This is a genomic window from Streptomyces sp. NBC_01506, assembly GCF_045040295.1.
Taxonomy (GTDB): domain Bacteria; phylum Actinomycetota; class Actinomycetes; order Streptomycetales; family Streptomycetaceae; genus Streptomyces.
The window spans coordinates 4,760,340-4,780,406 of record NZ_CP109422.1 but is presented as its reverse complement, the minus strand read 5'-3'; the positions used below and the strand labels follow the sequence as shown (position 1 = coordinate 4,780,406).

At 71.5% G+C, this 20,067-nt stretch carries 12 protein-coding genes; 5 read left to right on the top strand and 7 right to left on the bottom strand.

Features of this window, described 5'->3' with window-relative positions:
- Positions 1 to 134 precede the first annotated feature (134 nt).
- The gene (locus tag OG329_RS20865) at positions 135 to 725 is read left to right on the top strand and encodes an RNA 2'-phosphotransferase (protein WP_405797144.1); all 591 of its coding nucleotides are present in this window, start codon (positions 135 to 137) and stop codon (positions 723 to 725) included.
- A gap of 59 nt (positions 726 to 784) precedes the next feature.
- Here the strand turns inward: OG329_RS20865 and OG329_RS20860 are convergent, their stop codons facing one another.
- Positions 785 to 1,678 (bottom strand): LLM class flavin-dependent oxidoreductase, encoded by an 894-nt coding sequence (locus OG329_RS20860; protein WP_405797143.1) that lies wholly within the window; start codon positions 1,676 to 1,678, stop codon positions 785 to 787.
- 82 nt (positions 1,679 to 1,760) lie between these two features.
- Between OG329_RS20860 and OG329_RS20855 the strand changes: the two genes are divergently transcribed.
- Complete coding sequence (locus tag OG329_RS20855) at positions 1,761 to 2,642, top strand: HAD family hydrolase (protein WP_405797141.1); 882 nt, start codon at positions 1,761 to 1,763, stop codon at positions 2,640 to 2,642.
- A gap of 39 nt (positions 2,643 to 2,681) precedes the next feature.
- Here the strand turns inward: OG329_RS20855 and OG329_RS20850 are convergent, their stop codons facing one another.
- The 5 genes from OG329_RS20850 to hisC all read right to left on the bottom strand — a co-directional run bounded on the left by OG329_RS20850 (position 2,682) and on the right by hisC (position 12,331).
- The gene (locus OG329_RS20850; protein WP_405797139.1) at positions 2,682 to 4,475 is read right to left on the bottom strand and encodes a GAF domain-containing sensor histidine kinase; all 1,794 of its coding nucleotides are present in this window, start codon (positions 4,473 to 4,475) and stop codon (positions 2,682 to 2,684) included.
- Between the two features lie 61 nt (positions 4,476 to 4,536).
- Entirely contained in the window at positions 4,537 to 8,409 is a 3,873-nt protein-coding gene (cydD, locus tag OG329_RS20845) for a thiol reductant ABC exporter subunit CydD (RefSeq protein WP_405797138.1), read from the bottom strand.
- Positions 8,410 to 8,438: 29 nt separating this feature from the next.
- Complete coding sequence (gene cydB, locus OG329_RS20840) at positions 8,439 to 9,440, bottom strand: cytochrome d ubiquinol oxidase subunit II (protein WP_405797136.1); 1,002 nt, start codon at positions 9,438 to 9,440, stop codon at positions 8,439 to 8,441.
- Between the two features lie 24 nt (positions 9,441 to 9,464).
- The gene (locus OG329_RS20835) at positions 9,465 to 10,994 is read right to left on the bottom strand and encodes a cytochrome ubiquinol oxidase subunit I (RefSeq protein ID WP_405797134.1); all 1,530 of its coding nucleotides are present in this window, start codon (positions 10,992 to 10,994) and stop codon (positions 9,465 to 9,467) included.
- A gap of 257 nt (positions 10,995 to 11,251) precedes the next feature.
- Positions 11,252 to 12,331 carry a histidinol-phosphate transaminase gene (gene hisC / locus OG329_RS20830; protein ID WP_405797133.1) on the bottom strand — a complete coding sequence of 360 codons (1,080 nt, stop codon included), beginning with the start codon at positions 12,329 to 12,331 and terminating at the stop codon, positions 11,252 to 11,254.
- Between the two features lie 460 nt (positions 12,332 to 12,791).
- Here hisC and OG329_RS20825 point away from each other — a divergent pair, with 460 nt between their 5' ends.
- The 3 genes from OG329_RS20825 (at position 12,792) to OG329_RS20815 (ending at position 16,552) form a co-directional block, all read left to right on the top strand.
- Entirely contained in the window at positions 12,792 to 13,904 is a 1,113-nt protein-coding gene (locus tag OG329_RS20825; RefSeq protein WP_078076257.1) for a LacI family DNA-binding transcriptional regulator, read from the top strand.
- A gap of 272 nt (positions 13,905 to 14,176) precedes the next feature.
- A complete protein-coding gene (locus tag OG329_RS20820; protein ID WP_405797131.1) occupies positions 14,177 to 15,577 on the top strand; it encodes a metallophosphoesterase in 1,401 nt (466 codons plus the stop codon).
- A gap of 153 nt (positions 15,578 to 15,730) precedes the next feature.
- On the top strand, positions 15,731 to 16,552 hold the full coding sequence (locus OG329_RS20815) for a hypothetical protein (protein WP_405797129.1): 822 nt from the start codon (positions 15,731 to 15,733) through the stop codon (positions 16,550 to 16,552).
- A 23-nt stretch (positions 16,553 to 16,575) separates the two neighbouring features.
- On the opposite strand, the gene OG329_RS20810 is transcribed toward OG329_RS20815, so the two are convergent.
- On the bottom strand, positions 16,576 to 19,908 hold the full coding sequence (locus OG329_RS20810; RefSeq protein WP_405797128.1) for a tetratricopeptide repeat protein: 3,333 nt from the start codon (positions 19,906 to 19,908) through the stop codon (positions 16,576 to 16,578).
- Positions 19,909 to 20,067: the final 159 nt, after the last annotated feature.

The following is a 20,067-nucleotide window of genomic DNA, read 5'->3' as shown; positions in this document are numbered from 1 at the left end:
AGTTGTCCACAGAGTCGCCAAATAGCCTGTGGATAACCCGAGTTGACTGTGGATCAAACATTTCCACCCTGATCGTTTTTGGATCGGATCGAAATAAGTGGCGCCCGCGCGAGATCACCGGGCACGCTGTGGGAATGACCAGAACACGAACACCGGGCGCGGGAACGCCCGACGCCCAAACGCCCGACGAGCGACGCACCGTGAAGGTGTCGAAGTACCTCTCGAAACACCTGCGGCACCAGCCCGAGCGGATCGGACTCACGCTCGACCCGAACGGCTGGGTGGAGGTCGACGCGCTGCTGCGCGCCACGGCGGACCACCGCTTCCCCATCACCCGCGCCGAGCTGGACCACGTCGTGGCCGCCAACGACAAACAGCGCTTCACCATCGAGGGCGACAGGATCCGCGCCAACCAGGGCCACACCGTCGAGGTCGACCTCGACCTGCCGCCGGCCGAGCCGCCCGCGTACCTCTACCACGGCACGGTCGCCCGCAGCCTCGACGCGATCCGCGCCGAGGGCCTGCGGCCCATGACCCGCCACGACGTCCATCTCTCCCCCGACCGCGAGACGGCGACCCGCGTCGGCGCCCGTCGCGGCCGGCCCGTCGTCCTGCCCGTGGACGCGGGCGCGATGCACCGCGACGGCCATGTCTTCCGCGTCAGCACGAACGGCGTCTGGCTCGCCGAGGCCGTACCGCCGCGCTACCTCCGCTTCACCGGCTGAGCCCCGCCGCCTGAGCCCCGCCGACGGAGGTTCACCGACTGCGGTTCACCGACCGAGCTTCACCGACCGAGCTGCGCGAGCCCTTCCGTGGCGATCCGCTCGAACAGGGCCGGATCCATCGCGAAATCCGAGTCCGGGATCGGCGCGTGGACCACGATCTCCGTGATCCCCAGCTCGAAGTGCCGTCCCGCGAAGTCCACGAACGCGTCGAACGACTCCAGCGGACGCCCCGGCGTGAAGCCGCTGAGCAGGATCTTCTCCAGACCGGCCACATCACGGCCGACCTCCGCGCACGCGTCGCCGAGCCGCCCGATCTGCCCGCGGACCGCCTCCAGCGACTCCTTGGCCGTACCCGACTCGAAAAGCTTCGGATCCCCCGTCGTCACCCACGCCTGACCGTGCTCCGCGGCCAGCCTCAGCCCGCGCGGCCCGGTCGCCGCGACGGCGAACGGCAGCCGTGGCCGCTGCGCACAGCCCGGAATGTCGCGGGCCTCGACCGCCGAGTAGTACGTCCCCCGGGCCGTCACCGCGTCCTGCGTCAGCAACCGGTCGAGCAGCGTCACGAACTCGCCGAACCTGTCGGCCCGTTCACGCGGCGACCAGGGCTCCTGTCCCAGCACCACGGCGTCGAAGCCCGTCCCGCCGGCCCCGATCCCGAGGGTGACCCGGCCGCGGGAGATGTCGTCCAGCGAGATCAGCTCCTTGGCGAGCGTCACCGGATGCCGGAAGTTCGGCGACGTCACCAGCGTGCCCAGACGGATCCGCTCCGTGGCCCCGGCGGCGGCTGTCAGGGTGGGGATCGCGCCGAACCACGGGCCGTCCCGGAAAGTGCGCCACGACAGATGGTCGTAGGTGTACGCCGCGTGAAAGCCCAGCTCCTCGGCGCGCGACCACTCGTCGCGACCACCCTCGTGCCAGCGGCGGACGGGAAGAATCACAGTGCTCAGACGCATGGGCCCGACCCTACGTGCCGCCGCGCGGCCTGAGGCGTGAGGGCGCTCACATGTGCGGGCCGCCGCGCTCACGTGCGAAGCGGTGCGGGAGAATGGGCGGGTGACCTCAGCTAGCGAGTCCCCGCTCCCCGCCCGCCCCCGGCTGATCGCCACCGATCTTGACGGAACGTTGCTGCGCGACGACAAGACCGTCTCCGAGCGCACCGTCGCCGCGCTCGCCGCCGCCGAGGACGCCGGGATCGAGGTCTTCTTCGTCACCGGCAGGCCGGCCCGCTGGATGGGCATCGTCAGCGACCATGTGCACCGGCACGGCCTCGCCATCTGCGCCAACGGCGCGGTCGTCGTCGATCTGCGCGGCGGGCCCGCGGGAGCCGGCGAGCTGGTCAAGGTCCGGGGGCTGGACCCGGCCGTCGCGCTCGGCGTCGTACGGGCGCTGCGCGACGCGGCGCCGGGCACCTCGTTCGCCGTCGAGCGGACGACGAGCTTCGACTACGAGCCGCAGTACCCGCCCTTCCTGGACGACCCGGGCGTGACCGTCGCGAGCGCCGAGAAGCTTCTTCAGGAGGCCGGGGCGGGCGACGGCGACGCGATCGTCAAGCTGCTGGCGCACCACCCGACCCTGACACCCGACAGTTTCCTGACGCTCGCCCGTACGGCGGCCGGGCACCTGGCCGCCTTCACCCGCTCCAGCCCCACCGCGCTGCTCGAGATCAGCGGCCTCGGGGTGAGCAAGGCGAGCACGCTCGCGCTGTGCTGCGCCGAGCGCGGTATCTCCTCCGACGAGGTCGTCGCCTTCGGGGACATGCCGAACGACGTGGAGATGCTGGGCTGGGCCGGTACGTCGTACGCGATGGGCAACGCGCATCCGGATGTGATCGCGGCGGCCTCCGGGCGCACCGTGGCGAACAACGAGGACGGTGTCGCCGTCGTCATCGAGCGACTGGTGGCACGCGCGCGGGCCTGACGTTCCGGCGGGCGACGCGGCGGGACACCCTTTTAGAACCTAGAGCGGGGCCTGCCAGATCACCGTCGTACCGCCGCCGTCCTCGCCCAGCCCCGGCCCGACCTCGCTCGACCCGCCCAGTGACTCGGCACGCCGCCGCAGATTGCGCAGACCGCTGCGCCGGCCGCCCTCCGGGATGCCCACGCCGTCGTCGGCGACCGACAGTCGGACGGCGGGTGTGCCGTCGGGCAGTTCGGCGCTCGCGTCCACCGTGACCTCGATCCGGGAGGCCCGCGCGTGCCGGAAGGTGTTGGAGAGGGCTTCGCGCAGCGCCGCGATGAGGTTCTTGCCGGTGAGTTCGCCGACGGCCGAGTCGACCCCGCCGACGAAGCGGTGCGTGGGCTTGAAGCCGAGTGGCACGGCCGCCATGTTGATCTCGCGCAGGACGCGGGTGCGCAGGGTGGACGGCGCCTCGGCGGGGCCCTGTTGGAGCGCGAAGATGGCCGTACGGATCTCCTGGATCGTGACGTCCAGTTCGTCGACCGCCTTGCCGACGCCCGTACGCACCTCGGGCACGTCCGACTGCCGCTGCGCGGTCTCCAGCATCATCCCGGCGGCGAACAGCCGCTGGATGACCAGGTCGTGCAGGTCGCGGGCGATCCGGTCGCGGTCCTCGAAAACCGCCAGCCGTTCCCGGTCGCGCTGCGCCTCGGCCATCATCAGCGCGAGGGCGGCCTGCGAGGCGAACTGGGTGCCGAGGGTGCGTTCCGACTCGGTGAAGGGGCGGGCGCCGACGGCGCGCGGGGTGACGAGGACGCCGAGCACCCGGCCGTCGCTGTGCAGGGGCAGCAGCATGCTCGGGCCGTAGTGGGCGGACAGCGGGGAGGTCAGGCGCGGGTCGGTTCTGGCGTCCAGGTACACGGACTCACCCGCCAGCAGCTTGGCGGCGATGGTGCTCTCCGCCGAGACCCGGGCGCCGAGGTAGGAGTCCAGGGTTCTGGAGGAGACGGCGACGATCTCCAGTCCCCCGTCGGACGTGGGCAGCAGGACGATGCCGGCGGCCGAGTCGGCGAGCTTGCGGGCCTGTTCGGCGACGACGGTGAGGGCGTGGTGGGCGTGCTCGGCGTAGTCGGTGTGGTCGGTGCCTTCACCGGTGCCTTCACCGGTGCGGTCTCCGGTGCGGTCGGAGTGGTCGGCCTCCGTGCCGGAGAGCAGGGCCGTCGTCACGGCGACCGACCCGTCGATCCACCGCTCGCGCTGCCGGGCCGCCTCGTACAGCCGCGCGTTGCCGATGGCGAGGCCCGCCTCGGTGGCGAGCACCCGCACCAAGTGCTGGTCGTGGTCGGTGAATTCACCGCCGCCGTGCTTCTCGCAGAGATACAGATTCCCGAAGATCTCGCCCTGGACGCGGATGGGCACACCGAGGAACGTCCGCATCGGCGGGTGGTGCGGCGGAAATCCGGCCGCGCGCGGATCGGCGCTGAGGTCGGCGAGCCGCAGCGGTTCGGGGTGCTGGATCAGCTCGCCGAGCAGTCCGCTGCGGCCGTCCGGCCGGCGGCCGATCCGCCGCGCGACGTCCTCGCCGACGCCGTAGGTGACGAAGTCGCTGAGCCCGTCGCCCGTCTCGTCGACGACGCCGAGCGCCGCGTAGCGGGCGTCGGCGAGCCGGGCCGCCGTCTCGCAGATCCGGTCGAGGGTGGAGTGCAGATCGAGGCCGGTGCCGACGGAACGCATGGCTTCGAGCAGTTGCGGGACGCGGGCGGTCAGCTCGGTGGACAGGCCCTGGAGACGGCGCGCGGCGTCGGCCTCGCGGGCGGCGTCGTCGCGGGTGTCATCGGGTTCGGGCGCTGTCATACCCTCGACCCTAATTAGTCCTATTTCATATGGAAAGTCGGTTCCGGGCCGGCGGTGGCGCTCAAGCCGGTTGCCCGGCCGGCACGACCGGCACGACCGGCGCGACCGGCGCGACCGGCACGATCGGCACGGCCTGCGCGACCGGGCCCCGCTCGCGCTCCAGCATCGTGCGCAGTGGCCCCGCCACCGCGACGAGTTCGGCGTACGGCCCGCGCTGCGCCACCCGCCCGCCGTCGAGCACGATCACCTCGTCGACCGCGTCGAGCCCCTGAAGCCGGTGGGTGATGAGCAGCGTCGTACGCCCTTCCGTGACCGCCAGCAGGTCCGCCGTCAGCGCGTCGGCGGTCGGGAGGTCGAGATGTTCGGCGGGCTCGTCCAGGACGAGGACGGGGAAGTCGGCGAGGAGCGCGCGGGCCAGCGCCAGGCGCTGCCGCTGGCCTCCGGAGAGGCGGGCGCCGTGCTCGCCGACGAGGGTGTCGAGGCCGGCGGGAAGCGCGTCGACCCACTCCAGCAGGCGGGCGCGGCGCAGGGCGTCGCGGAGGTCGTCCTCGGTCGCGTCCCTGCGGGCGAGGGCGAGGTTCTCGCGTACGGAACTGTCGAAGAGGTACGCGTCCTGCGCGCACAGCCCGACGAAGCGCCGCACCGTGTCGCCGTCCAGCGCGGCGGCGTCCGTCCCGCCGAGGCGGACGCCGCCCTCGCGCGCGTCCAGGAAGCGCAGCAGCACCTGCGCGAGCGTCGTCTTCCCGGCGCCGGACGGCCCGACGACGGCCACCCGCTTCCCGGCGGTCAGGGTCAGGTCGACGCCGCTGAGCGCGTCGCGCTCCTGCCCCGCGTACCGGGCTGTCAGGCCGCGTACCTCCAGCGGGAACGGCGTCGCGGGAGCGGCGGCCGGCCGCGCGGGCTCCTGTACGGGGACGGGCGCGTCCAGCACCTCGTAAACCCGCTCGGCGCCGCGCGCGGCCCGCCGCCGGTAGCGCACCGCGAGCGGCAGACCGGCGACCGCCTCGAACGCGGCGAGCGGGGTCAGTACGACGACGGCCAGCGCGACGCCCTCGAGCCGCCCGCCGTGCACGGCGCCGACACCGGCGTACGCGGCGGCCGACACCGTCAGCCCGCAGATCAGCGCGGACAGGCCGCCGCCGAGCGCGGTGGCGGTGGCGCCGCGTGCGGCGACGGCCGTCAGCGTCGCGTCGGCGGCGCGCGCGGCGCGGATACGGCTGCCGAGGGCGCCGGCGACGGTCAGTTCGGCGCAGCCTTCGAGGAGTTCGGCGACCCGGGTGGCCAGCAGGCCGCGCGCGGGGGCGAGTCGCCGCTCGGCGCGGCGCGCGTGGGCGCCGCTCACCAGCGGCACGCCGACGCCGGCGGCGAGCAGTCCGGCGGCCAGCACCGCGCCCGCCTCGGGCAGCAGCCAACCGGTGAAGGCGACGGCGCCCGCGCCGACGAGCACGGCGGAGCCGACCGGCAGCAGCCAGCGCAGCCAGTAGTCCTGGAGCTCGTCGACGTCGGCGACGAGCCGGGAGAGCAGATCGCCGCGCCGGGCCTCGCGCAGCCCGGCGGGGGCGAGGCGTTCGAGCCGCCGGTAGACGGCGACCCGGAGGTCGGCCAGCATGCGGAGCACCGCGTCGTGGGACACGAGCCGTTCGGCGTACCGGAAGACGGCCCGCCCGATCCCGAAGGCGCGGGTCGCGGTCACGGCCACCATCAGATACAGCACGGGCGGCTGCTCGGACGCCCGCGAGATGAGCCACCCGGACACGGCCATGAGCCCGACGGCGGAGCCGAGGGCCAGACTCCCCAGCACCAGCGCGAGAACGAACCGCCCCCGCAGGTCCCCGACGGCGGCGCGCATCCGGGCGAGGGGGGCGGCGGTGGGGGTGGGGGCCTCGTCGTGGCGCGTGCCCCGGGCGGAGCCCACGGCCGCCGACCCCGACGTACGGCATACGCCGGCCGGCAAGGCGGGCCCGGCGCCCGAGGCGGCACTCCCGGAGTCGTACGGCCGGCCCGGCGCCCCGCCGGAACCAGGGGTCGCGTCCGGTCCGGCGCCCTCGCCGGGCGGGCCGAAGGCCCCGGCGGCACCGACCCCGTCGAAGGCGGAGCCCGGCGTCCGCTGTGCGTCGACCGACCGGGCGGGCCCGGCGCCCGTGACGGCAGACGCCGAGCCCGACGTCCGGCCCGCAAGGGACGGCCGGTTGGGCACCCCGCCCGAACCGGCAGCGGTACCCGGACCGGCCCCCGCGCCGGTGTCGCCCGCCGCCGAGTCCGGACGCCCGCCCGCACCGAGCGGCCCGCCAGGCGCCCCGCCCAGTTCGATCACCCTGTCCGCCACCGGCAGCAGCGCCGGGCGGTGGATGACCAGGATGACCGTGCGGCCCGCCGACAGCCGGCGGACGGCGTCCACGATGCCCGCCTCCGTCTCCCCGTCCAGCGCCGCCGTGGGCTCGTCCAGCAGAAGCAGCGGGCGGTCCGCGAGGAACGCCCGTGCCAGGGCGAGGCGTTGGCGCTGGCCGGACGAGAGGCCCGCGCCGTCCTCGCCCAGTGCCGTGTCCGCGCCCTGGGGGAGCGCGGTCACGAAGTCGTACGCCCCCGCGTCTCGCAGCGCCTCGCGCACGGCGGCGTCGTCCGCGTCCGGGCGGGCCAGACGTACGTTCTCGGCGACCGTCCCCGCGAAGAGATACGGGTGCTGCGGCACCCAGGCGATCCGTTCGCGCCAGCGGTCCAGGTCCAGGGACGACAGGTCGCTCCCGCCCACCCGTACGCGGCCCCGCGTGGGTGCCGTGAAGCCGAGCAGCACATTCAGCAGCGTCGTCTTGCCGACGCCGCTCGGGCCGACCAGGGCGACCGTCTCCCCCGGTTCGACCACCAGCGAGACCGCGTCCAACGACGGTTCCGTACGGCCTTCGTGGCGTACCGTCACGCCCTCCAGCTCGAGCCGCGGGGAATCCGGTACCGGTACGTCAGCCCCGCCACCCGAACCAGCGGGCCCGGACTCCAGAACCGCGAAGATCTCCTCCGCCGCCGCCAGCCCCTCCGCCGCCGCGTGGTACTGCGCCCCCACCTGCCGCAGCGGCAGATACGCCTCGGGTGCCAGGATCAGCACCACCAGGCCCGTGTACAGATCCAGATCCCCGTGGACCAGCCGCATCCCGATCCCCACGGCCACCAGCGCCACCGACAGCGTCGACAGCAGTTCCAGCGCGAAGGACGACAGGAAGGCGATCCGCAGCGTACGGAGCGTGGCCCGCCGGTACTCCGAGGTGATCTCCCGCACCGACTGGGCCTGCGCCTTCGCCCGCCCGAAGACCTTCAGCGTGGGCAGCCCGGCGACCACGTCCAGGAAGTGCCCCGACAGCCGCGACAGCAACTGCCACTGACGGTCCATCCGGGACTGCGTGGCCCAGCCGATGAGCACCATGAACAGCGGAATCAGCGGCAGCGTCAGCACGATGACACCCGCCGACACCCAGTCGTCGGTGACGATCCGCGCCAGTACCGCCACCGGCACCACCACCGCGAGCCCGAGCTGCGGCAGATAGCGCGCGAAGTAGTCGTCCAGCGCGTCCACCCCACGCGTGGCCAGCGCGACGAGCGAGCCGGTGCGCTGACCGCTCAGCCACCCCGGCCCCAGCTCGGCCGCCCGTTCCAGCAGCCGCCCCCGCAGCTCGGACTTGACCGCCGCGCTCGCCCGGTGCGCCGCCAGCTCCGTCAGCCACGCGACCAGTCCCCGCCCGACGGCGACCGCGCCCAGCAGGAGCAGCGGCGTACGCAGTCCGGCGGCGTCGAGCCCGTCCTCGAACGCGCCGACGACCACCTCGGCGATGATCATCGCCTGGGCCACGACCAGCCCCGCACCGGCCAGTCCCAGGACCACCACCGCCACCAGGAAGCGCCGGGTGGCCCGTGCGTACCGCAGCAGACGCGGATCGATCGGTTTCACGTGAAACACCCGTCCAATCAGCCAACGGCCTAGTGCGCGTCCGCGATGTGATGCGTACCGATGCGCTTGCGGAAGACCCAGTACGTCCAGCCCTGGTAGAGCAGCACCACGGGCGTGGCGATGCCCGCGCACCAGGTCATGATCTTCAGGGTGTACGGCGTCGAGGACGCGTTGGTCACCGTCAGATTCCACTGCTCGTTGAGCGACGACGGCATGACGTTCGGGAACAGCGTCAGGAAGAGCATCGCGACGGCGGCCACGATCGTCAGCCCGGAGAGCGCGAACGACCACCCCTCGCGGCCCGCCCTGATCGCCACGATCGCACCGACCAGCGCCAGCACCGCGACCACCATCGCGCCCAGGCTCGCGCCGTCACCGCTGTCGGCCTGGGTCCAGCCCAGGAACCCGAGCGCCAGCACGGCCGTGAGCAGCCCCAGGACGAACGCCAGTCGCCGTGCCCGCGCCCGGATGTCCCCCACCGTCTTGAGCGCCGCGAACACCGCGCCGTGGAAGGTGAAGAGGGTCAGCGTCACGAGCCCGCCGAGGATCGCGTACGGGTTGAGCAGGTCGGCCAGGTTGCCCACGTACTCCATCTCGGCGTCGATCTTCACGCCGCGCACGATGTTCCCGAACGCCACGCCCCACAGCACGGCCGGCAGCAGTGAGGTCCAGAAGATCGCGTGTTCCCAGTTGCGCTGCCACCGCTCCTCGGGCCGTTTGGCGCGGTACTCGAAGGCGACACCGCGCACGATCAGACAGACCAGGATGAGCAGCAGCGGCAGATAGAAGCCGGAGAAGAGGGTGGCGTACCACTCGGGGAAGGCCGCGAAGGTCGCGCCGCCCGCCGACAGCAGCCACACTTCGTTGCCGTCCCAGACGGGGCCGATGGTGTTGATGAGGACCCGGCGCTCCTTGCGGTTGCGGGCGAGCAGTTTCGTCAGCACGCCGATCCCGAAGTCGAAGCCCTCGAGGAAGAAGTAGCCGATCCACAGGACGGCGATCAGTACGAACCAGACGTCGTGGAGTTCCATGACTCAGATCAGCTCCTCAAGTCCTCAGTAGGAGAAGGCCATCGGGCGGTCGGCGTCCTCGGAGTCGTGGCCGCCGATCTTCGTGGGTGGGTTCAGGTCGTCGTCCGTCAGCTCCGGCGGTCCCGCCTTGACGTACTTCACCAGGAGCTTGACCTCGATGACGGCGAGCACCGCGTACAGCAGAGTGAAGATGATCATCGAGGCGAGCACCTCGCCCTGGGACGTGCCGGGGGAGACGGCGTCGGCGGTGCGCAGCACCCCGTACACCACCCACGGCTGCCGGCCGGTCTCGGTGAAGATCCAGCCCCAGGAGTTGGCGATCAGCGGGAAGAGCATCGTCCACAGGGCGACGAGCCAGTACATGTGCGCGAAGCGGGGGCTGAGCGCCTTGTTGCGGAAGAGGACGAGATTCGGCACCTCGTCCTCGCCGGTGCGCAGCGCCTTCGGCAGCAGGAACTTGCGGCGGGTCAGCCAGAGTCCGAGGAGACCGATGCCCAGCGACGCCATGCCGAAGCCGATCATCCAGCGGAAGCCCCAGTACGCGACGGGGATGTTGGGCCGGTAGTCACCGGGCCCGTACTTCTCCTGCTCGGCCTTCTGGACGTCGTTGATGCCGGGGACGAAGGACTCGAAGTCGCTGTGGGCGAGGAAGGACAGCAGACCGGGGATCTCCAGGGCGACCTTGTTGTGGCCCTCGTCCACGTCCCCGTACGCGAAGAGCGAGAACGGCGCGGGCGCCTCGCCGTCCCACAGGGCTTCGGCGGCGGCCATCTTCATCGGCTGCTGCTCGTACATGATCTTGCCGAGTGTGTCGCCGCTGACGGCGGTGAGCAGGCCGGCGGTCACGAGGGTGACGAGTCCGAGCCGCAGCGAGGTCCGCATCACCGGGATGTTCTCGCGGTGCCCCTTGCGCTTACGGCGCGCGAGGTGGAAGGCGGAGATGCCGACCATGAACGCGCCGCCGACCATGAAGGCCGCCGTCATGGTGTGGAAGAACTGGGCGAGCGCGGTGTTCTGGGTCAGTACGGCCCAGAAGTCGGTCAGCTCGGCCCGGCCGCGCTCCTCGTTGATCCGGTAGCCGACCGGGTGCTGCATCCAGGAGTTGGCCGCCAGGATGAAGTAGGCGGACAGGATCGTGCCGATCGAGACCATCCACATACAGGCCAGATGGATCTTCTTGGGCAGCTTGTCCCAGCCGAAGATCCACAGGCCGATGAAGGTGGACTCGAAGAAGAAGGCGATCAGCGCCTCGAAGGCGAGCGGGGCGCCGAAGACGTCACCCACGAAGCGGGAGTAGTCCGACCAGTTCATCCCGAACTGGAACTCCTGCACGATGCCGGTGACGACACCCATCGCGATGTTGATCAGAAAGAGTTTGCCCCAGAACTTCGTGGCCCTGAGGTACTTCGGATTGGACGTCCGCACCCAGGCGGTCTCCAGGCCGGCGGTCAGCGCGGCGAGGGAGATCGTGAGGGGGACGAAGAGGAAGTGGTAGACGGTGGTGATGCCGAACTGCCATCGCGCGAGAGTCTCGGGAGCCAGTGCGATGTCCACGTCGTCTCTCTCCTTCTCCTGACGAGCCGGCCTGGTGAGCGGCCTGGTGAGGCGGCAGCTTGCCCTATAGATCCCGGTCGGAACGGGAGGAACCGGGAACCAGGGACGCGCTTGTGAACGCGTTCACATTCACAAGCAAAAGTATGGCGCACGGCCCGACCCGATCTTCAAGGGGGGGGGTCCCCTTCGAACATCGGGCCGTGACCGCGCGCCGGAGCACGCCCCGTACGGGCCGCTCAGAACGCCGTACCGCCCGCTCAGATCTCCTTGCGGAACGATTCCGCCGTGTGCAGGAACAGGTCGTTCGCCTCGTACTCGCCGATCGTGACCCGCACCCCCTCGCCCGCGAACGGCCGCACCGTCACGCCCGCCCGCTCGCACACCTCCGCGAAGTCGGTCGTACGGTCCCCCAGCCGCAGCCACACGAAGTTGGCGTGCGTCTCGGGCACCGTCCAGCCCTGCCGACGCAGCGCGTCGTACACCCGCGTGCGCTCACCGACCAGCGACCCCACCCGCCCCAGGAGTTCGTCCTCGGCGCGCAGCGAGGCGACCGCCGCGTCCTGCGCGATCTGGCTCACACCGAAGGGCACCGCGGTCTTGCGCAGCGCGGCGGCCACCGGCTCGTGGGCGATCGCGAAGCCGACCCGCAGCCCCGCGAGGCCGTACGCCTTGGAGAAGGTCCGCAGCACGGCCACATTCGGCCGCTCCCGGTAGATCTCGACGCCGTCGGGGACATCGGCGGCACGGATGAACTCGCGGTACGCCTCGTCCAGCACCACCAGGACGTCGTCCGGCACCCGGTCGAGGAACCGCTCCAGCTCCGCCCGGCGCACGACGGTGCCGGTGGGGTTGTTGGGGTTGCAGACGAAGATCAGCCGCGTCCGCGCGGTGATCGCGTCCGCCATCGCGTCCAGGTCGTGCACCTCGTCCGCGTCCAGCGGCACCCGCACCGACGCGGCGCCCGAGACCTGGGTGATGATCGGGTACGCCTCGAAGGACCGCCACGCGTAGATCACCTCGTCGCCGGGGCCCGCGGTGGCCTGAAGCAACTGCTGGGCGACGCCCACCGAGCCCGTACCCGTCGCGAGATGCGAGACGGGCACCCCGAACCGGTCGGCCAGCTCGCTCACCAGCTCGGTGCACGCCAGATCGGGGTAGCGGTTGAACGCACCGGCCGAGGCCAGCACGGTCTCCAGCACACCGGGCAGTGGCGGGTAGGGGTTCTCGTTCGACGACAGCTTGTACGCGACGGGCCCGCCGGTCGCCGCCGGCCTGCCCGGCTTGTAGGTGGGAATGCCGTCCAGCTCGGCGCGCAGCTTCGGGCTCGTCTCGCTCACCGCGGGTCCTCCTCGGGCGTTGTGGGGCGTTCCGGGGGCCATACACATCATCGGTTCGCCTCGTGCGGATGTACCAATACTGCTCACCTTAAGAGGATTGACGGGCCCTGCGAATACCGGCCGCGAGACCGGTTCCCCGCTGGCCATGACACCGGCCGTCCACCGCCCGCGGGACGGCGGGCGCGACGGCCCGCGACGGGGGGAGCATTCGCGTACCTGGCGCGCGCCGGTGGCTCACTCCGTGGCGCGCATCACCCATGGGGGTGAGTTGAGACCTCTTCGAAACATCGGACACTCGCCAGGCCCATCCAGCTCCACGCTTGACAGACAACAACCGAATCGCCCAACGGCCTTGATTTCCAAGCCTCTTGAGCGTTGTTGATCATGCAGAAACGTGCCTCTTGGGGAGTGATTCCGCGACCGGCCTTACCACCTTGATGAGCCCTACTATCGGCTCGCCATGACACCAGCAGGGAAACACCAGGTGAGCCGGACGGACACATCCCGCCGGGGCAGCCGGCAAGGTCGGGCGGGCATCCGGGACGTGGCCGCCGCAGCCGGTGTCTCCATCACGACCGTCTCCGACGCCCTCAACGGCAAGGGACGGTTACCCGACGCCACACGCCGACATGTCCGAGAAGTCGCCGAGCGGCTGGGCTACCGCCCGTCCGCCGCGGCCCGAACCCTCCGTACCGGCAAGTCAGGTCTGATCGGCCTGACCGTGACCACGTACGGGGATGAACCTTTCACCTTCACCGAATTCGCCTACTTCGCCGAGATGGCACGGGCCGCGACCTCCGCGGCGCTCGCCCGCGGCTACGCCCTCGTCATCCTCCCCGCCACCTCCCGCCACGACGTCTGGTCGAACGTCGCGCTCGACGGCACCGTCGTCATCGACCCCTCCGACCACGATCCGGTCGTCACCGAACTCGTCCGCCAGGGCCTGCCCGTCGTCTCCGACGGCCGCCCGGCCGGCACACTCCCCGTCACCGCCTGGGTCGACAACGACCACGAGGCCGCCGTACTCGACCTGCTCGACCATCTCGCCGCGGCCGGCGCCCGCCGGATCGGGCTGCTGACCGGGACCACCACCGACACGTACACCCGGCTCTCCACCACCGCGTATCTGCGCTGGTGCGAGCGCGTCGGACAGGACCCGGTGTACGAGTCGTACCCCGCGCACGACCCCTGCGCCGGGGCGGTCGCCGCCGACCGGCTGCTCGCCCGGCCCGACCGCCCCGACGCGGTGTACGGCCTCTTCGACCCCAACGGCACCGATCTGCTGGCCGCCGCGCGGCGGTACGGCCTGCGGGTGCCCGAGGACCTGCTGCTGGTCTGCTGCAGCGAGTCCACCGTGTACGCGACCACCGAACCGCCCATCACGACGCTGTCGCTCAAACCGCGCCGTATCGGCACGGCCGTCGTACAACTCCTCATCGACGCCATCGAGGGGATCGACAACGGGCGTCCCGTCGAGCAGGTGATACCGACGGAGCTGATCGTCCGGACCTCGTCCCAACGGCGCCCGCCGCGCACCACGGTCAGCGCTCCGAGGTCCCCCGCGAGAGACTGACGCGGCCGGGGCACCGATGGAACACCGGTAGGGACGCGGGCAGGGACGCGGGTAGGCTGCGGTCTCATAATTCGGACGATCCGCGTGAAAACAGCCGTTGAAACGCGGGTGGAATCGGATTGACCACCCCTGGTGCGTCACACAGGGGTGGCCGCATTCCTATGATGGGCGCACGACACCGCGGACCTTCCCCTACCTCCGGTGGGGATGTCCCCGCCCGGCAGGGCGGGCCCGAGAGGTGTACGCCAGGCGCGACGGTGGTGGAGGGGTCGATGACGCAGGGGGCCGGGACCGGTCAGGGACCCGTGGTGCGGACGGCGACGTTGCGCGATTTCCGGGTGCCGCCGTACACACAGGTCCCCGCGCGGGCGGGGCAGCCTGAGCCCGCGACGTCCGGGACGCCGGACGACCGGCCCGGCGCTCCGGGAAGCCTCGGTGAGCCGCCCCGTACGGACCCCAGGACCGACTCCGCCCAGGCACCGACTCCCGTGGCCACGAACGTCTCTGACGCCCCGTCGCCTCCCGATCCGCGCCGCCTCGTCGGTACGGAGGCCGGCACCCCGGACACGCCCGCCACACCGGCTGTACCGCCCGCGCCGCCCGCGCCGGCGGCGCCCGCGCCCGCCACCGACGACGCCACCTCCTCCTCCCGCATCTCCGGCATCTCCCGCATCACCGACCACGGCGGCAACGTCGGTCACGTCGGTCACCCCGGCAACGCCATCCCGCGCGACGAGGTCCCCGAGGGCTACACCCCCACCGAGCGCGACCTCCCGGTGATCAAGCGCGCCGACAAAGCCCGGACGCGCGTCGACCCCGCCGAGAGCCCCGCCGAGGCGGACGGCCTCGGCCCGCTCTACGTCGTCGGCGACGTCCACGGCTATCTGGACGAACTCGTCGCCGCCCTCGCCGAACAGGGCCTCATCGACCACGAGGGCAACTGGGCCGCCGGCAACACCCGCCTCTGGTTCCTCGGCGACTTCACCGACCGGGGACCCGACGGCGTCGGCGTCATCGACCTCGTCATGCGGCTCTCCGCCGAGGCCGCCGCCGCCGGCGGCTACTGCAAGGCCCTGATGGGCAATCACGAGCTGCTGCTGCTCGGCGCCAAGCGCTTCGCCGACACCCCCGTCAACTCCGGGGCCGGCACCGCCACCTTCCAGGCCGCCTGGCTGCTCAACGGTGGCCAGAAGACCGACATGGAACGTCTCCAGGACGTCCATCTCCAGTGGATGTCGCGGCTCGACGCCCTCGTGGAGGAGGACGGGCATCTGCTGATGCACTCCGACACGACCGCGTATCTCGACTACGGCACCACCATCGAGGACGTCAACGACAACGTCCGCGCCATCCTCACCCGCAACGACGCGGACGAGTGCTGGGACATCTTCCGCAAGCTCACCAAGCGCTTCGCCTTCCGCGACAACGGCGGCCCGGAGGCCGCCAGGGAACTGATGGCCGCTTACGGCGGGCGGCGAATCGTCCACGGCCACAGCCCGATTCCGTATCTGCTCGGCGAAGTGGGCACCGAGGAACCCTCGGACGGCGAGGAGAACGCCGGACCCGTGGTCGACGGGCCGCATGTGTACGCGGACGGTCTCGCCATCGCCATGGACGGCGGAGTGACCATGGCCGGAAAGCTTCTGGTCGTACGGCTGCCGTTGCATAACTGAGCAGAGTGGGGGCAGGTGATTTCCGTGAACCCCCTGTCACCCCGTGCCGTAACCGCTCTACCATCGGCTTATCCGTAGCAGGCTCTCCTCCGTTTTCGCCAACCGCCCGTTCTTTACGGGCAATCCGGCTCTACGGAGCATCGGGGGACGCACATGAACAGCGCTCCGCATCTGCTGACCGAGGATCGCGCCGATTTCGAGCGGATTCTCGACGAGACGCTGCGCCATGCGCACGAACGTCCGGATCTGGCCGATGTGGGACAGCGGCTCAATACCGAACAACTGCGCACCTTGGCTCTCAACGCGACGTCTTTGATAACCGCCGCCGCCGCGGCCGAGTACGAGCACTACGCGAAGGTCCGGGAGGAATTCCGTACCCCGGCGACCTCGCCCGCGGGCAACTCCGTACTGACTCCGGCGGCGGAAGGATCACCCGGATCCACCGAGACGGGCGCGGGTCTCGCCGCCGTCGTCGCCGTGCTGGTGCCGGTCCTCGCGGGCGCGGCGGCCCTCGTCTTCCTGCTCGTCGGCTACACCTTGCGGATGCTCAGCCCGGTGCCCGCCTTCTCGGACACGCTGCTGACCGTCGGCTGGTTCTTCGGCGCCGTCACGGTCCTCGGCCTGGCGGTCGCCGCAGCCGGGCTGCTGATCACGGCCCTGCGCAACGCCTCGACGCAGGTCCCGGCCGACGAGGGCGACGGCTCGTGGCCCGACGAGGTGTCGCGGGCCCGCGAGGCGTGGCGCGTCGCCGTACGGGAACGCGGGATCCTGCCGTTCCTGCGCGAGGCCCTGGCCGCGCCCGGCGTGGAGCCGGCGCCGAAGCCCCGCCCGGCGCAGCATCTGCCGAAGATGGGCTACAGCCGCCCGAACTTCTCCAGCCCGGACGACGGCGCCACGGCCGGCCAGCGTCCGACGTTCTCGAGCCCGGACTTCTCCAGCCCCGACTTCGGCGGCCCGGAGCACCGGCCCGAGTAGGCGAGCGCGGGCGCCACAGGGGCTCAGCCGTTCCGGCCCGTCCGGCCCTCGATCGCGTCGCGGTGAGCGGCCAGCGCTTCCTGGACGGTCGCGATCCAGCGATGGTCGTTGTCGAGCACGGCGGACAGCGCGGACAACGTCTGCTCGAAGGCCGTGGTGGCGTCCTCGGGCACGAGCAGACCCATGTCGAGACGGCACTGGTCCCGGCGGAAACCGGTCATCAGAGTCTCCGAATGGTTCACGCCGAACTCGACGGCTTCGGCGGCCAGGACCTGTTCGTACAACTCCAGCGCCTCGGCGCGGTCCCCGTGCAGATGCGCCATCCGGGCCAGGCAGTAACTCGCCTTGCGTGTCTGCTTGTTGTCGGGGCCGAGGATCTGGGCGTACGAGGAGACCACCTGGCGCAGCTCGTCCCGGGCCTCGTCGTGGCGCTCCTGCTTCTCCAGGGTGTGGGCCAGGCAGTGCCGTTCGGACAGTACGACGGAGTCCTGCGGGTCCACGGTGACGAGCCGGTCCGCCAGCACCGCGCGGATCTCCCGCTCGGACTCCGCGAGGCGCCCGCTCCGGCGCATCAGATCGCCGCGCATGTGCCGCAGCCGTAGAGCCCGGGGGCGTACGGGCGAGTGCGCGTCGTCTCTGCCGTCGAACCAGACGAGGGATCCGTCAAGCACGTCCATGGCGTCCGTCTCCCGGCCCTGCTGTTCGAGATTGTTGGTCAGACAGCGTGTCAGGTCCAAGTACAGGTCCGTTCCCTGGCTGTCGACGGCCTCCAGTTCGTCCAGTACGGACTGATATTCCATCTCCGCCTCGGTCCACCGCTTGGCGGCGTCCAACGCGTGTGCCATCTGGTGGCGTTGGTGCAACGGAAGGAAACGGTGATTCCTCGACGAGAGGCTTTCCGTGTGCTCGATCATGGCTCGGAACTCGGCGTTGGCCCCCACCTCGTCGTGGCTGCGCGCCATCATGGTCTGGGCGAGAGTCCCGTGGATGAGCAGCGTGTACGGGTCGTTGGGGCCGAGTACCCGGCGGCTGGTCAGCAGCAGATCACGCAGCTCGGCCTCCATCTCGGCATGGGACGTCTGCCCGCTCTCGTGCCGGGACACGGCGAGGTCGTAGCGAGTGATCAAGGTCTCCGAGTGATCCGGGCCCAGCTCCGCCGACTGCTCGGCCAGCAGGTCCTCGCACTCCCGGACCGACTCCGCGTCATGGCTGCGCACCATCATCAGTTGGCTGAGCAAGCTGTGCGTGATCAAGGTGTACGGGTCGCTGGGACCGAGTACGTCGCGCCGGGCCTTACGTACCTTCCGCAGCTCGGCCACCGTCTCGGCATCGGATGCCTGATCGTTCTCGTATCGGCAGGCGGCGAGGTCCTGGCGAGTGATCAGGGTCTCGGGGTGGTCCGGGCCCAACTGGGCCGATTGTTCGGCGAGTACGTCCGCGCACTCGCGCACCTGTTCCTCACCACCGAGCAGAGTGATGGCCGCGCGGTGGCGGATGGACAGGCGGACCGGGTGGTCCGGGGCGAGCGCGGCGCCTCGCCGGGCCAGCAGCCGGGCGACCTCCCCGGCGGTGTCCGAGCCCGCGAAGATGTAGAACGCGAACGCGGCGAGTCCCGCGCGCAGCAAGGGCAGCAGTACCTCTTGCTCGTACTCGTACTCGTACTCGTACTCATCCTCGTCCTCGTCCGCATCCGGGGCCGCGGCGAGGGCGGCGACGACGTGCGGGCCCAGCAGCCGCCACCAGGGCCAGTTGACCGGCTGCTCCGCGACGACCGTGCTACCCCCCTCGAGGATCCCGGCAACGGCGCGCCAGATGACCCGGCGCTCGCCGGCCGCGCTGTCGGCCAGCCGCAGCGCGTTGGCCTCCAGCACCAGCCGGTGGCTGACCAGGCAGGGCACCGGCGTACGGTCGTCGGCCCGCTCGCCGTCCGGTGCGATGTCGACGACATCGACCAGGCTGAGATCGATCAGCGCCTCCAGGGCCCGGTCCGCCTGGTCGGGTTCCGCTGCCGACTGGAGCGTTTCGGAGTCCAGCAGTTCGACGGGGAAGGGCGCCGGGGCACAGCAGGACAGCAGCCGCATGAGGAAGCGGGCCTCCGGCAGCCGCTGTTCCTCCAGGAGATCGAGGGACAGCTCCCAGGTGCGTCCCACCAGCCGCCGGTGCATCTGCTCGGTCCCCGCCTCGTCCAGACGCCGGCGTTCGCCCTGGTCGAGGAAGTCCGCACCGGCCTCGCCCAGCGCTTCGGTGTACGTGGCGAAGCTCCGCAGCCGCCCACCGGGCCGGGGGCCCCGGTGCCGCAGCAGCCCGGCGCCGCGCGCCGAACGGGCCAGATAGGAGCCCGCCAGCTTCAGAGCCAAGGGCAGTCCGTCCAGCCGCTCGGCGAGTACCTGTGCCTCGGCCGGATCGCCCGCCTCCCCGGCGAGGTCCAGCAGCAGGTCCCGCCCGTCGGCCGGACTCAGCACGCCGATCCGGTGGGTGTCCGCCTCGTGTCCCCAGACACCGGGCGTGCCGACCCGCGAGGTCACCACGGTCAGCCCCGCCCGGCTGGAGCGCAGCCAACCGGTGCCGTCACCGGGGACGCCGGTCTCCGCCGCCAGCCACGCGGGCTCGTCGGCGTTGTCCAGCACCAGCAGCCAGGGGTGTTCGGCGGCGTCCAGTTCCCGCCAGACAAGATCCGTGGCGCTGAGCCGGCCGGACCACGCCGCTTCGACGGTCTCCTCGTCGGCGCCCAGCTCCCGCGCGACCTCGCGCATCCCGGTGACCAGCCGGTCGGACGTGGCGGCGGACAGCCAGAAGACGCGGTAACCCCGGTCCCGGGCCTGCCGCGCCAGATTCAGCGCCACGGTGGTCTTGCCGCAGCCGCCCATGCCGAAGAGGATCTGCGCCCGGCTCTCGCCCTGGGCCAGCCGGCTCTCCAACTGGCCGAGCAGTTCGTCACGGCCGCGGACCCTGGACGGAAGTTCTCCGTACGGCGGACGGATGGAGAAGGTCCCGGGGCCGGTCGGGGCGGACGGCGGCGGTGACGTCTCCGCCACGACGTCGGTGTCGGGCCGACCCCCCTCCCTGATCGCCCGCTTCTCCTCGTCGAAGGCGTCCCTGGCCGCGTCGTACACCGTCCGCCAGGCCAGGTCGGGGGTAACATCGCAGCCGCGCAACAGGCCCGCGATCGTCTGCCACTTGGGGACGTGCCGACCGGTCAACACGTCGGAGATCGTCGTACGGCTGATTCGGGTGCCGGCGGCCAGGTCCCGCACACCGAAGTAGCCCGCCCGCTGCGCCACCGTCCGCAGACGGTCCGCCAAGTCCCGTACCGCCTGGGGCACTTCGGGGACAACCTGCCCAAAACCCGCTGCCACGCGATCCCCTCCCCGTGTCCTTTTTTGTCGGTTCCGAGCCTATGCCGGTGTCCGGCCGGACGTCCCCCGGACAACCGGACATCGAGTGTCCGGCCAGGCCCGCGCCGCGCTGTCCGCCCGCTGTCCGACAGCCGTTGGGGACAGCGGCCCGCCCGAATA

Excerpts from the sequence above, each read along its gene's own strand:
- cydB (WP_405797136.1), bottom strand. The coding sequence starts at position 9,440 with ATGGAACTCCACGACGTCTGGTTCGTACTGATCGCCGTCCTGTGGATC.
- OG329_RS20815 (WP_405797129.1), top strand. The coding sequence starts at position 15,731 with ATGAACAGCGCTCCGCATCTGCTGACCGAGGATCGCGCCGATTTCGAG.
- OG329_RS20850 (WP_405797139.1), bottom strand. The coding sequence starts at position 4,475 with ATGACAGCGCCCGAACCCGATGACACCCGCGACGACGCCGCCCGCGAG.
- OG329_RS20860 (WP_405797143.1), bottom strand. The coding sequence starts at position 1,678 with ATGCGTCTGAGCACTGTGATTCTTCCCGTCCGCCGCTGGCACGAGGGT.
- OG329_RS20820 (WP_405797131.1), top strand. The coding sequence starts at position 14,177 with ATGACGCAGGGGGCCGGGACCGGTCAGGGACCCGTGGTGCGGACGGCG.
- OG329_RS20825 (WP_078076257.1), top strand. The coding sequence starts at position 12,792 with ATGACACCAGCAGGGAAACACCAGGTGAGCCGGACGGACACATCCCGC.
- OG329_RS20865 (WP_405797144.1), top strand. The coding sequence starts at position 135 with ATGACCAGAACACGAACACCGGGCGCGGGAACGCCCGACGCCCAAACG.